This is a genomic window from Vibrio splendidus (assembly GCF_024347615.1).
In the GTDB taxonomy this organism is placed as follows: domain Bacteria; phylum Pseudomonadota; class Gammaproteobacteria; order Enterobacterales; family Vibrionaceae; genus Vibrio; species Vibrio splendidus.
In genome coordinates, this window is record NZ_AP025508.1 from 1761568 (window position 1) to 1775693 (window position 14126).

The 14126-nt window shown below is 42.8% G+C and carries 15 protein-coding genes and 1 tRNA gene; 13 read left to right on the forward strand and 3 right to left on the reverse strand.

Translation table 11 applies throughout. From position 1 onward, the window contains the following. Positions 1-16: 16 nt before the first annotated feature. Complete coding sequence (locus tag OCU90_RS07860; RefSeq protein WP_061024864.1) at positions 17-1981, forward strand: tetratricopeptide repeat-containing diguanylate cyclase; 1965 nt, start codon at positions 17-19, stop codon at positions 1979-1981. 153 nt (positions 1982-2134) lie between these two features. On the opposite strand, the gene OCU90_RS07865 is transcribed toward OCU90_RS07860, so the two are convergent. Next, positions 2135-2320, reverse strand: coding sequence for a hypothetical protein (locus tag OCU90_RS07865; protein WP_061024862.1), 186 nt, complete (start codon positions 2318-2320; stop codon positions 2135-2137). Between the two features lie 272 nt (positions 2321-2592). On the opposite strand from OCU90_RS07865, the gene OCU90_RS07870 reads away from it, so the two are divergent. After that, complete coding sequence (locus tag OCU90_RS07870; RefSeq protein WP_004734944.1) at positions 2593-3261, forward strand: DUF2726 domain-containing protein; 669 nt, start codon at positions 2593-2595, stop codon at positions 3259-3261. A gap of 264 nt (positions 3262-3525) precedes the next feature. Then, a tRNA-Val gene (locus tag OCU90_RS07875) sits at positions 3526-3602 on the forward strand. 224 nt (positions 3603-3826) lie between these two features. Here the strand turns inward: OCU90_RS07875 and OCU90_RS07880 are convergent. Next, a complete protein-coding gene (locus tag OCU90_RS07880; protein ID WP_061024861.1) occupies positions 3827-4240 on the reverse strand; it encodes a YybH family protein in 414 nt (137 codons plus the stop codon). 139 nt (positions 4241-4379) lie between these two features. On the opposite strand from OCU90_RS07880, the gene OCU90_RS07885 reads away from it, so the two are divergent. After that, positions 4380-4703 carry a winged helix-turn-helix transcriptional regulator gene (locus OCU90_RS07885; protein WP_004733958.1) on the forward strand — a complete coding sequence of 108 codons (324 nt, stop codon included), beginning with the start codon at positions 4380-4382 and terminating at the stop codon, positions 4701-4703. Between the two features lie 353 nt (positions 4704-5056). Here OCU90_RS07885 and OCU90_RS07890 read toward each other — a convergent pair whose 3' ends face one another. After that, positions 5057-5950 (reverse strand): LysR family transcriptional regulator, encoded by an 894-nt coding sequence (locus tag OCU90_RS07890; RefSeq protein ID WP_061024859.1) that lies wholly within the window; start codon positions 5948-5950, stop codon positions 5057-5059. A 416-nt stretch (positions 5951-6366) separates the two neighbouring features. Here OCU90_RS07890 and OCU90_RS07895 point away from each other — a divergent pair, with 416 nt between their 5' ends. The 9 genes from OCU90_RS07895 to OCU90_RS07935 all read left to right on the forward strand — a co-directional run bounded on the left by OCU90_RS07895 (position 6367) and on the right by OCU90_RS07935 (position 14117). Further along, entirely contained in the window at positions 6367-6573 is a 207-nt protein-coding gene (locus OCU90_RS07895) for a Flp family type IVb pilin (RefSeq protein ID WP_061024858.1), read from the forward strand. A 159-nt stretch (positions 6574-6732) separates the two neighbouring features. Next, a complete protein-coding gene (locus tag OCU90_RS07900; RefSeq protein WP_004733955.1) occupies positions 6733-7173 on the forward strand; it encodes an A24 family peptidase in 441 nt (146 codons plus the stop codon). A 21-nt stretch (positions 7174-7194) separates the two neighbouring features. Then, positions 7195-8019 carry a Flp pilus assembly protein CpaB gene (cpaB, locus tag OCU90_RS07905; RefSeq protein ID WP_061024856.1) on the forward strand — a complete coding sequence of 275 codons (825 nt, stop codon included), beginning with the start codon at positions 7195-7197 and terminating at the stop codon, positions 8017-8019. After that, positions 8019-9389 carry a type II and III secretion system protein family protein gene (locus OCU90_RS07910; protein WP_061024854.1) on the forward strand — a complete coding sequence of 457 codons (1371 nt, stop codon included), beginning with the start codon at positions 8019-8021 and terminating at the stop codon, positions 9387-9389. Before cpaB ends, OCU90_RS07910 begins: the two co-directional genes overlap by 1 nt. Further along, a complete protein-coding gene (locus tag OCU90_RS07915; RefSeq protein ID WP_017087828.1) occupies positions 9386-9865 on the forward strand; it encodes a hypothetical protein in 480 nt (159 codons plus the stop codon). Before OCU90_RS07910 ends, OCU90_RS07915 begins: the two co-directional genes overlap by 4 nt. Further along, positions 9865-11106, forward strand: a complete 1242-nt coding sequence (locus OCU90_RS07920; protein ID WP_061024851.1) for an AAA family ATPase — start codon at positions 9865-9867, stop codon at positions 11104-11106. The genes OCU90_RS07915 and OCU90_RS07920 overlap by 1 nt, the downstream gene beginning before the upstream one ends. After that, on the forward strand, positions 11103-12374 hold the full coding sequence (locus OCU90_RS07925) for a CpaF family protein (protein WP_004733950.1): 1272 nt from the start codon (positions 11103-11105) through the stop codon (positions 12372-12374). The genes OCU90_RS07920 and OCU90_RS07925 overlap by 4 nt, the downstream gene beginning before the upstream one ends. A gap of 1 nt (position 12375) precedes the next feature. Next, the gene (locus OCU90_RS07930; protein WP_017090273.1) at positions 12376-13278 is read left to right on the forward strand and encodes a type II secretion system F family protein; all 903 of its coding nucleotides are present in this window, start codon (positions 12376-12378) and stop codon (positions 13276-13278) included. Beyond that, positions 13275-14117 carry a type II secretion system F family protein gene (locus OCU90_RS07935; protein WP_004733948.1) on the forward strand — a complete coding sequence of 281 codons (843 nt, stop codon included), beginning with the start codon at positions 13275-13277 and terminating at the stop codon, positions 14115-14117. The genes OCU90_RS07930 and OCU90_RS07935 overlap by 4 nt, the downstream gene beginning before the upstream one ends. Positions 14118-14126 lie beyond the last annotated feature (9 nt).

Genomic DNA, 14126 nt, shown 5'->3' on the forward strand with positions numbered 1-14126 from the left:
GTAACGGTCTTAATACATGAATAAAAACAACGTTTTAGGTTCGTTTCTACTCGTTGTAACAATGAGTGCCGTACTCGGGCTTTATTTACTGTATCCGCTCAATGATGTGGACTTGAGCCCTCCTCAAGCCGACAACACTTCTGTCTACACCCCAGAAAAAGAACTCTCTCAAACTGAATATGGAAAAAAGTTAATTCATATTCTCGGTTTATCACGCAGTGACCCCTCTGTTGCAAAACATCAGCTTGATCTGCTACGGCCGCCCAATGGCGTTAATGACAAAGCAATATACCAAGCTTATCGACTTATGATTTTGTCGAATGTCGCTCAACATCAACGGGATGCCGACGCCGTGATGGCCTACGTAGAACAAATAAAAGCGTTGTCTGAGCATGAAGGTATGTTGTGGTTGAAGTCAGAATCATTGGTTGAATCTGCGATTGAATATCTAAAGAAAGGCGAACTTGCAATTGCTGAAATTGAAATTCGGTCCGCGATAGGCATTGCTGAATCTATTCGTTACGATAAGTTATTGGTTAAAGCGTATAACACCGCGGGGGCGATCAATAACGTGCGGAACGACTTGCAGGACGCTCAGTACTTTTTCTATAAAGGGCTGCAACTTGGCAAGCACTATCCAACGCACATTTATAACAGCAAGCTGATGTCGAACATGGCGTTGCTCTATATCTATTTAGAGGATTGGCCTAAAGCCCTGCGTATTATTGAGAAAGCAAAAAAACTCTACTTTAAAAGTGGCTTAATTGAAGATGACGCGATTGGCATTCTTTACATTAACGAGTCATTTCTGCATTTGAGCAGTGGTGACGTGACTAATGGCCGAATTGCTTATGAGAAGGCAAAAGCACTCGATAGCAAAAGAGTCAGTGTTCGATACAAAATCTTATTACTGAGAACCTACAGTGATGTACTGCTATCAGAGGGCAATTTCAGCAAAGCATTACAAGTGGCTAATCAATGTCTTCAAGCGCCGAATATTAAGAAGTACACGCTTCAAAACGGGCAGTGCTACCTAAACCGAGCGTTAGCTAACATTGGATTGGATCAAGATGACGCCATATTGAATGATCTTGAACGAGCACTTGCAATCTTTGACGTGGTTGGGAGCAGAAGTTGGAAGGTACTAGGCTTAAAAACACTGGCTGAATATTACGAATCTCAGGGTGACCTTGATACTGCACTGAGTTACTACAAACAATATTATCATGGCAACAAAGCGTTATTGTTTGATAAAAGGCAGAGTGACATTTTCTTGCTAGAACAAGACTATGCAAAACAGACACTTGCTAACGAAAATGAATTACTCAATACAGAAAAAGACCTCAACGAGTTACTGCTTCAAAAGGAACAACTGAGAAACAGAATCGTGGTGGCATTGATCATAATGGTCAGCATTAGTGCTGTATTACTGGCGATTCGGCTTCGTAGCATTCAAAGTAAAAATAAAGCGCTGGTCACTCAATCTACAACGTGTGCGCTAACGGGTTTATACAACCGACGCTATCTAGAGCAGTTGTTAACTCAGCCAATGCCATTTAATACTTCACGGTTTGGGATCAGTCTCGTTATTCTAGATCTTGACCACTTTAAGCGCGTTAATGACACCTTTGGGCATGATATTGGTGATGAGGTTTTAGTGGAAGTCGCAAGGCGAGTAAAGCAGCACTTATTCCCAAATGATGTAGTGGCTCGCTGGGGTGGTGAAGAGTTTGTTATGCTGCTGTCTGGTTCCATTGATCCTGAGCAACAGTTGAACGTTATCCGTTTAGCTATTTCCGAAACACCCATTGATACGCACTCCGGCTCTCTAGACCTCACCACATCGATAGGGGCGTCGATTGGTATTGCTCATGAGCAACTCAATCAAGATACTTACAAGAAGTACCTCAAAGCCGCGGATGATGCATTATATCAAGCGAAAGAGTCGGGTAGGAATCAAGTCATCATCGCTGAAAGTTAATCGCTAATCTGGAAACAAAAAGCCATTCTGATCTTCGTGAGATAAGAATGGCTTCTGGAACACTCTGAGATCGCTAATATCAAAATTTGAGTGAGAAGTGGGGTTTACTTAGCGATATGTCGAGTTTATCTATATCAACATTTTCTAAATGAGTTATTTAGCGGCACCTTGCAGCATTTCAACCAGTTCGCCCTTTGTAGCCGGTTCTCTTGCTAGTTCAATCACCGCTGAAGCACCGCCTTTTAACATATAAGCTCGAGTTCCGCAGTGGTCATAGTGGAACCATTTACCGTCTACACATACGTCCGTATAACATCTTGGGTCTTGTTTGAGTTCCATATCAATTTCCTTATTAACATTTGCCTAACGTTTTTCAGACTAGTTGATCACAAATTTAGGTAAATTGATCTGAATCAATCTAGAGTGTAATTGATGATTTGATTAGCAAATAGGAGAGGTGTGTCTAGCGTATGAGCGACCTCTTGGTGATTACAGCATTCAAAGGTCGTGATTCTGGTTGGCTACTCTCGCTCTTTTGCTTGCCACGTGAGGCTTTTCTACATACGCTAGCCACTCTCTTAATCCCTATACAGACGTGATTGTGTTGGAAAATGACTAATATCTTTATCGTTGTAATTGTTCTGGTTGTGTTCTTTTACTTTATCCAAAAGTATCTAGTGAAGCATGACGACACCAAAGATCATGCTTACCAGAAAAAAGGGTCGTTGATGTCGGCGCAACAGGCGACATTTTATAACGCACTTAAATCCGCTGTGGGTAACCATGGCGAAGTGTTTGCCAAGGTCAGCATGTCGAACGTTCTTGTTCCTGCTAAGGCGAACAACAAGAAGAATTGGTTTATCGCCAACAACAAAATCTCACGTAGCTATTTTGATTTTGTCGTGTGTGACCCGCGAACGTTAGAGCCCCGCGTGATCATCGAACTTGATAACGGCAAAGAGCTCAATAAGGGAAAGGCCGATCGAGAAAAGCTACTGATCCACGTGTGTAAATCGGCAGGCTTGCCACTGATTGGTGCATCTATTAAACACAGCTACCAAGTGAGCCGTTTGAAGAGGTTACTGGCAGCACACATCGATTTAATCGAGCCATCAAAAGAAGTTCGATTCTGTAAGAAGTGCGGCAGCCCGATGATCATCAAACTGGCCAGCCAAGGCGATTACAAAGGCCGACGATTCTTCACTTGTAGCCGTCAGCCAAACTGTACGTATACAGAGAACTACAACGTTGTATTCGATGTGGATGAAGATTCTAACTAATATCTTGAGTTAAAATGCTTTATTAGAGGGATAAGACACGAAACAGGCAGATGTATATAGCTATTGAACTAGAGGCGAAATGTGATCTACTTCAAGCCATTGATCTGCTTTGTGTTTAAAATTTATTCTGATTGTTGTTTTTAAAAGCAAACGAACCGTTTTGTGCAAATTTATCCTTGCACGCTACCCATTCACTCGTTATTATCCATCTCGTTCTGAAGCGTTAGCCACTTAGTAAAGCGGTTAGTTAAGTTTCAAAGCATTGCCCGCTTAGCTCAGTTGGTTAGAGTACTTGCATGACATGCAAGGTGTCACTGGTTCGAGTCCAGTAGCGGGCACCATATTATACGGAAAAAGCCCACCTAGCGTGGGCTTTTTTGTGTCTGAAATTCCTTGCTTTATCAAGCTCCTAGTCATTTCTTGGTCCCAAGAGATCCCATAGCTCGTTGTAAAATCCACCATTTGAGACTTACTAGACTTACAACTAGCATTGTTGGGTTCTAAGAATTGTTGCTTGTAACGCTCCCAGACTGCGCTCTTCAATATTCCAAAGTGCAATAGCCACTTAAAATCCATTCGGGTTGTCAATAACGTATAGCCAACCTCCATCTATATACTTCATCACTTCGAGAGCGGTGCCTTTGGGGCCACCAACTATCTCCCAATCAGACCTTATGAGAGCCGTGTCGCCGTTAATATAGATAGATACATCATGGGTCAGCATTTCAACGTCGCCTTGAAGGTAACTTTTCAATATAGGCTTAATAGCCTTTGGCCCTCTAGCACGGTTACCCTGATTATCTAGGACGAATATGGCGTCTTGATGGAACAGAGTGCCTAGTCCGTCGATGTCTTGTTTTGAAAAGTATTCCGCGAAAAGTTGGTGCAGTTCTGTTGGCGACTGCGGTTTTTTGTAATCTGTTGATGCGTAAGAATAGAAAGTTATTAAGTTTAAAACGACGAATAGAAGTATCTTCATGGAACCACCTGCTTGTTTGTGTTTTGGGTTGAAGCCATAATAGATAGAGTGGTTACTAAAAGAAATTAGCTACCTAAAAGTAACTAATTACCTTTAGGTAACTATGCAATTGTTACAATGGCTAATCTAGGAGGTGGATATGAGTGAACAGGGTAAGCAACCTGAAGGTTACTGCAGCGCTGATAAATATTTGACACTGATCTCTACGAAGTGGACTGCTCACATTGTTTGGTTGCTAGGTCAGAGTAGCGAGATACGTTTTGGACAGATTCAAAAGCAGCTGGCTTTAGTGTCGAGTAAAGTACTTAGTGAGCGGCTGAAGTTGCTTAGCAAAGAAGGTTTCATTTGGCGTAGGCAAGAAGAAACCGTTCCAGTGACGGTATATTACGGTCTGACTAAAAAAGGAAAAGAGCTGGCGGATATTGTTGATATTATCGTGAAAAAATCGGATAGCTGGAATTAGTCTAACGTAATGGTTGTAAAGCTATTCTGATATTCAACGTCATTACTATGGTGGATTTTTCTGTGTACATGGTTTAGGCGGTTCTTTTCGATATTGAGTGACAAACGAAGTCATAGCTTAAATATCGAATACGTTTAATAGGTTGGTTTTTAATTAGATTTAATCACAAAAATATGTGAGGCGAAATAATGAAAACAATATCAGCGCATATGTTGGATAATGCATGTCGGTATTGATATTAGTATTTCATATGTTTTATTTTAGATTTATATTAGGATAAATCATCGTGTTGAAATATCACACTCGAAGCTGGAGCGTGCAATAGAGTGTGATTGTCAGATTTCAACAGAGTATTATTGAGTTAAATCAGCAACAAATGTTTGCTTGTAACTGGCAGTAGTTTGCAGCTCTTTTTTGATCCATTGGTTGAACAAGCTAAAGTCAGAATGTAATTGCCAGAAAAGAGATGCAATAACTCGCTTACCAAAAAAATCAGGGTGGTCTGTAACTATTTTAAGTTTACTATTTTCTACACTTCCCTCTATGAGAAACCCCGGTAAAAAAGCGATGCCTTTTTGAGCCTTACATAGATCGATGATGGTTCCTAAGTCATCCAGTCGCCATAAGTTATACGATGCAATGTTTGACAAGTTAAGCAGCTCTTCACAACCATCCATTAATAGAACTCGTTGTGATGGTGCTTGAGACTTAAAGGTTACCAGGTCTTCATGAGCCACCCACCAACAGTTGACGTGAAATAACTCCTCTATGTTGAAGTCGTAATTTGTCTTGTGATAGGGGTTACCTAAGGCTAAATCTATCTTCCCTTCATTTATATAGTTACCTAACACGAAACTTGGTTTAGTTACGACAAGTAAATCAACGTTAGGGAATGCTTCTGAAAACGCTAACAGTGTTTTCTTTACATTATTATTAAACACTAATGGGTCTATACCTACCCGGTAGACTATTTGGTCAGATATATTCATTTGCTGTGCGATCGTGACTAGATCACGATATTTCGATACCACAGGTAAAGATAACTGGAATAATCGTTTTCCTTTTTCTGTTAGCCAAACTTTAGAGTGTTCCCTATTAAATACATTGAAACCTAAATCGGACTCAAGATTTTGAACAGCCGTGCTAACGGTTGATTGTGACTTGCCAAGCTTGCGAGCAGCAGAGCTAAATGAACCTTCCTCAACTACCGCTATGAACGAAATGATATTTTCGAAATGTAGTTTCATGATTCGACTAACCTTTTGACACAAATAAATTATATTTTTTATGGTTTGTTGATTTGAAGAACAATAGCGTGATGATAATTGTATTTCAACAAGTTTTATAAGGAGTAATAAAACTGGGTAAATTAATTCTTAGATTGGTTCCAAAGCTTATATAAAGTTTAGATAAGTTAAAATATTGACCGATGTCTTACTTTTTTAAGTTTATAAATTTTATTTAATATTGTCTGGTGAGGTTGATTTTATATGTAACTCATTGTTAATTATAGTTTTGTTTTTAATTCCTTTGTTTTTATTGTGTTTATTTTGATCATTTTTCGTCCGGCCTATTGATTAAGTCGATAGGGGTTATTTTCCATAGATTGGTAGCGCTAATTATAATGGCGACGAATTTTCAACAGCCCTTATAGGAACACATAATGATTACTAAGCTATACGTCAAAACAAGCATGTTTTTATCACAATTCAAGAACGATGAGCGCGGTGTAACTGCGATTGAATATGGTCTTATTGCAGTAGCAATGGCTGTATTAGTATCTACAGCAGTGGGTACCGGCGGTTTCATTGAAAAGCTTGAAGCTGCCTTCACACAAGTGGGTGATACGATTACGGAAGCTAGCAGCTAACATCAAGCCTAATTGGCTAATGTAGATCATATCGAAAGATATTTGTGCCAGACCTATGTTTTCCATTGGTCTGGCTCAGTTAATTAGGAACATCAGTTAAGACATACTTTACGCTAATCCATATAAATCTAGGTGATATTTCTAATTTTGAGTTTTGACGTGTATTTACTGATTTTGGTAATCGTGTGTGTCTATGTATCGGCTACCGATTTTCTCTATCGAAAGATACAAAATCACACCTTGTTGATATTGCTCTTTTTACAATGTTTTTTGTCTCCGTTAGACATTCAAATTATGAGCTTTTTACTGGTGTTAGGGGGAGGGCTGATTGTTTACGCCCTGATTTGGATTGGAGCAGGTGACATTAAATATGCCGCAGTTCTATCACTGACTATACCTCTCAACGATTTGCTTTGGGCGTTTGTTATGACGGCTTTTGCTGGCGGTTTTTTAGCCGTTATTTATCTCGTATACAACAAGCTGATAAGTAAAAGGCTAGTAAGAAAAACGTCGAACGGACAACAAGGTATTCCATATGGGATAGCGATTAGCGTTGGATTCTACTTGGTAATTTTAACTCAAAACACGCCACATATATAAACCTCCAAGAATGAGAACATTATGAGATCTCGACTGGTATTACTTGTTGCCATTGCTGCCCTAATAGTTGGCGCGCTAGGCGTTGTCGATTTGTTCAAGGGTGAACCTCAATCGACAACGACCGCTGAAGTGGTGGAAGAAAAAAACGAAGAACATGTTGCCGTTTGGATGACCACGGAACCTTATGAAAAAGGACGTGCGATCGATGCGCAAGGTGTCGTAAAACAACAACTCCCTCTTAGTGAAGCATTAACGCTTGGTGTCAGAGAAGACGCACAAATCAGCTTTTCACCCTCCATTTTGCTCAATCGCAGCCTTAACGCAGGTGAAGTTGTACTGCCTGAATATCAAGTGACGCCCGGCCAGCCGGGATACATCGACCTTTTGGTCACAGAAGGCATGACGTTATACCCACTTAAAGTCAGTGACAAAAACCTAATCAACGATTACATCCGTCCTGGAACGTCCATCGATATCTTAACTGTAAGTTCTCCAAACGATAACTTAGCCGGAATTATCGATAAGCCAAAGCGCTTTAGAGGTGTGAAGGCGTCGATGTTTCTTAAAAACGTCAAAGTACTCAACATTGGAAATGATGCAACTGGCGATAGCTCAATTACCGCTCGCGCTCCGAGTAAAGAGGATGGACTGACTACGGTGGTCATCGAAGTTAGCCCCGACGAGTTACCAAAACTGGCATTAGCGCAACGAACAATGCACATCGAGATTTACCGAAGCCAAACCTACACGCAACCTGAGTATGCAGAGGTGCGCAATATTATCGATAACTATACCGGGATTGCTGAGTTACGTGGTAACGAGAACAACCCGAGAGAGGCTTTGTGATGATGATTCACCATCGAATCAAGCAAGTACTGTTTGCTTCCATTCTAGTGCCGCTGATTGGCTTACTTTCTATAACAAACGCTTTTGCCGCCGATCGCTCCATCACGCTCAACGATGGTCAGCACATCCAGTTAAAAAGTCCGATTGGCCAAGTGTTTATTAATAACCCTGACATCGTCGACTACAAAATAATCAACGACAACACGATAGTTGTGTTCGCCAATGCTATTGGGCAAGCACGACTGATCGTCTATGGCATTGATGGTGATGTTCTGCTTTCAGACCGTATTATTGTTGATTTGGATTTAACGGACATCAGACGACAACTCAAATTTCATTTCCCTGATGCCAAAGTCAAGATTCAGTCTGTGGGAGAGCAAGTCGCCGTGAGTGGTCTTGTTGATTCCGAAGCGACTCGCGACGACATCTATCGTTTGGTTGCCACTCTACTTGGAAGAGAGAAAACAGAGAAATGGGACAAAATTCAGAAGCTGAAATTCAAATCCGACAACTCTGATTATGAAGAGCCCGAAAGCATGGTGTTTGCCCGCAATATGACGTGGGAAGGGGTCATCGAACGCATTGAAGTTGCAACGACCCAGCAGGTTAACGTCAAAATATCTGTGGCCCAGGTAACGGAATCATTTGGACAAACCGTTGGTGTTGATTGGAGTTCAGTCGGTTCAAGCGTTGGCGAGTTTGTGTTTGACCAGTTCGATGCGGCAAACCTCAGTACGTTAATCACTGCATTAGGTAACGACCAGATTGCTGAAGTTCTGGCTGAGCCTAATTTAACCGTGTTATCCGGTGAGTCTGCAAGTTTCCTTGTGGGCGGCGAAGTGCCCGTTATCGTTACTACCAGTAACAACGTGAACATTTCCTTCAAAGAGTTCGGCATCAAACTCGATCTCACCGCGAAAGTGCTTAGCCAAGACAGAATCCGTATGCAATTAGCGCCAGAAGTCAGCGAAGTTGAAGGTTATATAGAAACGGCTGGCATCAAAGTCCCGCAACTGGCTTCACGACGTGCGATGACAACCGTAGAGTTAGCCGATGGCGACAGCTTCGTCCTTGGTGGCTTGATGAGCAGTGCTGATTTGGAAAAAATGCAAAAAATCCCTTTTGTTGGCGATATTCCCGTTCTAGGTGCCGCATTCCGAAAAGCAACCACAGAAAGAAAACGTACTGAACTGATCATCGTTGCTACCGTGAATCTTGTTGAACCGATGAAACCGAAAGACATTCAACTGCCTTACATCAAGAAGACTTCTACATTGGCGCGCTGGCTAAACATTAAGTGGGATGGCAAGTCGGTAACGTCTTCCGATGCAACGATTCGTCTGTTGTCGCAAGGAGGGTTTATCCAATGAAGAAATTACTATTAATGGCGTTATTTACCACGTCACTTTTAGGCTGCGCCTCTGAGCAATATTTTGTTGGTCATGGTGCTGAAGCCTTGGTGTACAAAGAGCATCACAGCTTTGAGTTTGCGATGAAAAACCGCGCTGAAACCACCAAGCAGATTACCGCTTTGATTCAAGATATCGAATCAACGGACAAAGAAGCCACTTATGTCGTGGATTACAAATCAACCCGCAGCAAAGCGATGTTGCAAAAGATCTTCGATCAATATCCATCACATGTCATCGCGCCACAAAGAGTCTCGTATCGAAGCGCTCCGTTGTTACCGAGCGACTTAAAGATTCAGGTGACCTTAACGCGTTTGAAGACTCAAGAATGCGCGCCAGCACAGATTCACGTTCGGTTGAGGCAGCCAGACTGCTTTGCTGAATCGATGCGCTTGAAGCAAGTGGCTTACAAGTCTCGATTGGTAGGAGAGCAATAATGTTTGACCTGACTAAAGCGTTAACAACAAAGGCCAAGCCAGTGCAAACCGGAACGACAGGGGTTGCCGGATGTACTTTGTTCTATCAATCTCAAGAGTGTTTAGATCTTGTTCAAGAAGTTTTTCGATTTGAAGGGTGGAATGATCCTGCATGCGTCAAAGCCAAAGCCGGATTGACCAAGCTGACAGAACAACAAAGTAGCCACATTGTGATTCTAGAACTTAATGAATCGACCAATGTTGTTGAGGATGCTAAAGCCTTTGCAAGTAAACTACCCACACACAAAGGCGTGGTGGTGATTGGTAAAGAGGATGCCATTTCTACGCTTCGTTCTCTTAAAGACATGGGTTTTTACTACGTGTTCTGGCCGGTGAATAAGCAGGAATTTGCTGACTTCTTAAATCACGTTAGCAAGAACCTGAAGACGTTCTCTGGTGTGAGCCAAAAACGCAAAGCGAAGCGCGTGGCGATTGTCGGTTCAAAAGGTGGCGTTGGCGCATCGTTTATCACTACTGAGTTGAGCTCAATATTATCGACGCAAGGCTCGGACACGATTCTTGTCGATCATCAATATGCCGATACCAACATTGATGTCTTGCTTGGCTTAAAGGATTTTAAGCCGAGAACCATCGATGAGTTCACCGCACCATTGCACGAAATGGATGAAGAAGGGGCGTTGAGTTACCTAATCAACGCTCGCAAAAATTTACGACTGTTGGCGATTGATGGCGACATGAGCCAAAGCGATGTTCTTAATTACAACCAGACCTTGTGCGAGTTGTTAGCGCGCAACACCAATTTCATTATCGAAGACTTTTCTGGTGGTGTGGATTTCAAAGTTGAACCTCAACTCTTGGTAGAAAACTTTGATGTGGTTGTGTTGGTGTTAGACGCGTCAGTGTCTTCAGTAAGAAGTGCAAAACGACTGTATGAAAAAGTCTCCCACTTACAGCTTTCGTTATCGTCGCGTACTCGTGTGATTACGGTAGTGAACTACCATCGCCCGGAAAACGCTTACGTCTTACAAAAGCCTGATCTTATTAAGTATCTAGGCGCAGAAATTGATCTCGAAGTCGACTACTGCAAAGCGCTGGCCCACATCATTATTGATGGAAAACGTGGCCATAAACATGACCGTCATATTAGTCGTTCTATGGAACAGTTGGTGAAGCTGATTAATGGTCAACCTATGGATCAGAAGGGCATGAACTCTTGGTTGAAAAAGGTGCGTGCTAAATGAGTTCTAATAAAGACTTATACCTCGCGTTTCGTGGCCAGATATTTGAAGCCCTAGATGCAGAAGCGGTTCAGAAAATGAGCCGCAGAGATCTTGAATCCCAAATACAAGCGGCGGTTGATTTGTTGGCGAATAGCTACCAAAGACCGATCACCTCGATGATGAAGTCAGGGTTAGTGAAAAGCCTAATCGATGAACTGTTTGGTTTGGGGCCTTTACAGCCTTTGGTCGAAGACCAGTCCATTTCCGACATCATGGTGAACGGGCCCAACAACATCTTTTTCGAACGACATGGCAAGGTGAAAAAGTCCGAAGTCTCGTTTGTGAATGAAGAGCAGTTGTTAGCCATTGCTAAGCGCATTGCGTCACGTGTCGGAAGACGTGTCGATGAACTTTCACCGACGGTCGACGCCAGGTTAGAAGACGGCAGTCGTGTGAACATCGTGATTCCTCCCATTTCGTTGGATGGCACATCGATCTCGATTCGTAAGTTCAGAGAACAGAACATCGGTTTCGAAGATTTGATTGGTTTTGGGTCGATGTCTCCAGATATGGCACGAGTGCTGATGATCGCTTCTCGTTGCCGTATCAATGTGTTGATTTCTGGCGGTACAGGCTCAGGTAAAACCACGTTGCTCAACGCATTGTCTCAATACATTGCCGAAGATGAACGTATCGTTACGATTGAAGATGCGGCCGAACTGCGTCTTCAACAACCCAACTTGGTTCGACTCGAAACGCGAACCTCAAGTGTTGAGCAAACCGGAGCGGTGACTCAGCGTGAGTTGGTTATTAACGCGCTTCGTATGCGTCCAGACCGCATTATTCTTGGCGAGTGTCGTGGCTCTGAAGCGTTCGAAATGCTGCAAGCCATGAACACCGGACACGATGGGTCGATGTCTACGTTGCACGCCAACACGCCGCGCGATGCGATTGCTCGTGTTGAATCGATGGTGATGATGGCGAACCTAAATCAGCCTCTTGATGCGATTAGAAGAACGATCGTGAGTGCAGTTCAAATGATTGTTCAGGTTAACAGGTTGCGCGATGGGTCTCGTAAGATAACAAGCATTTCGGAAATCGTCGGCCTAGAAGGCGACAGCGTGGTGATGGAAGAGATCTACCGTTTTCGTTATGACGACGCGCATTACGGAGAAACCGTTAAAGGCGAGTTTGTCACCGACGGCATTATGCAGCGATCTGAGCTTGTGAAAAAGGCTCAATTCTTCGGGCTCTACGAAGAGCTGAAAGCATCGTTTAAGGGGGCCTAGCATGCTTTGGCTTTCGTTAATCCTCTTTGCGTTTGTGCTGCTTTTGATCCGAGATTCAAAGGTAAAAAAGGTTAATCAGTTTTTCAATATTGAAGAAGTAGAAGCTGAAAACTTCAATGCTATTAACGTCAAGTCTTTGGTTCGTAAACAAAACTGGCAAAAGTTCAAAGAGTCCATATCACCCACCTTGATGGTGTTAGGCCCGCGTTCTTCTCTTTACATTGCGCTCTATATTACGGGCAGCATCATCGCATCTTGGTACATCGTTGTTGAATTGCTATCAATCACCAATACGTGGTTAGTGCTGGGCTCATCTATGGTATTTACCCTATGTGGTTATCGGTTCCTAGTGACAAGAAGACGTCGCGAATTTGAGAATACGTTCCCAGATGCGCTGAATATTCTAATGAGTGCGGTCACTGCGGGTGACAGCTTAATGCAAGCCATCAGTTATGTAGGCGATGTGATGCACAACCCGATAGGCCGTGAATTTAAGCTAATGGGCGACCGACTTAAGTTGGGTGAGTCACCAGAAGTGGTGCTTCAACGATCGTGCAAAAATTACCCCTACCCAGAGTTTCTATTCTTTACCGTGACTATCAGGGCGAATATAGCTCGAGGTGGGCAACTTAAGGGCGTGATGGCGCGGTTGATTAGAGTGTTGGTGGACTCTCGAACGCTAGAGAAAAAGAAAATGGCGATGACTTCGGAAGCTCGAATTTCCGCCAAAATAGTTGCGGCTATTCCTCTGATTTTTATGCTTATTCTCAACTACGTTAATCCCGATAATGTGGAGTTTGTTCTCTACGATCCAGAAGGAAGGCTTGTATTGTTTTACGTGCTTGGTAGTGAACTGTTCGGTCTATTTCTTGTTTGGTTGTTAGTGAGAGGAGTTCGCGCATGATGTTATTGGCTTCCCTTATTGTGTTGTTTTTTTCGCTACTCTTTTTGATTATCGATTCTATTCGTAAAGAGCAGCGACATAAGAAGGTTGCGCTCTATATCGGGGATAATTCGGCTCGCGCACCTTCACGCGTAAATCGCTTTTTTGTTCGTTTTGGTAAAGAACATCGCCATGAACTCGAGCAAAAAATGATAGAGGCGGGTTATTACAACACGGATTGGGCAAAATTCTATTTTCCAGCAAAGTTGTTGGTATTAGCGTTGGTTTCTGGGTTGGTGCTGTTGGGAGATATGACGTCAACCAACAAACTGCTCGTGGTTATTTTCTCGCTGATTGGCGTCATTGTCGTCCCAGATACAATGCTTCAAATGCGCCGCAAGATGTTGATCAGTCGAACCTCAGCTCAATTGCCGTATTTGCTCGACATGATGTCGGTATGTGTTCAAACCGGTATGACGATTGAAGCGGCGCTGGTTTATTTGGGGAAAGAGCTGGCTGAATTTGATTCAGATCTTTGTTACCAAATTAAACGCACATCTGATTCTGCAAAAATACACGGTTTAGAAAAGGCGCTCAATGATCTGAGTGAGCGTATCCCGACGCCACCAGTACGAAGTTTTGTACTGACCATCATTCAAAACCTGCAATACGGCACATCCGTGGCGAGTGTGTTAAGTGACCTCGCGGAAGACATGCGAAAAGTCCAAATTCTTACGGTCGAGGAAAAGGTAGGTAAGCTCTCTGCGAAGATGAGTGTCCCATTGATCCTTTTCATCATGTTCCCGATCGTTATCTTGATTCTCGCACCGAGCATCATGCAAATGACATTGAATATATAGGGAGACGAC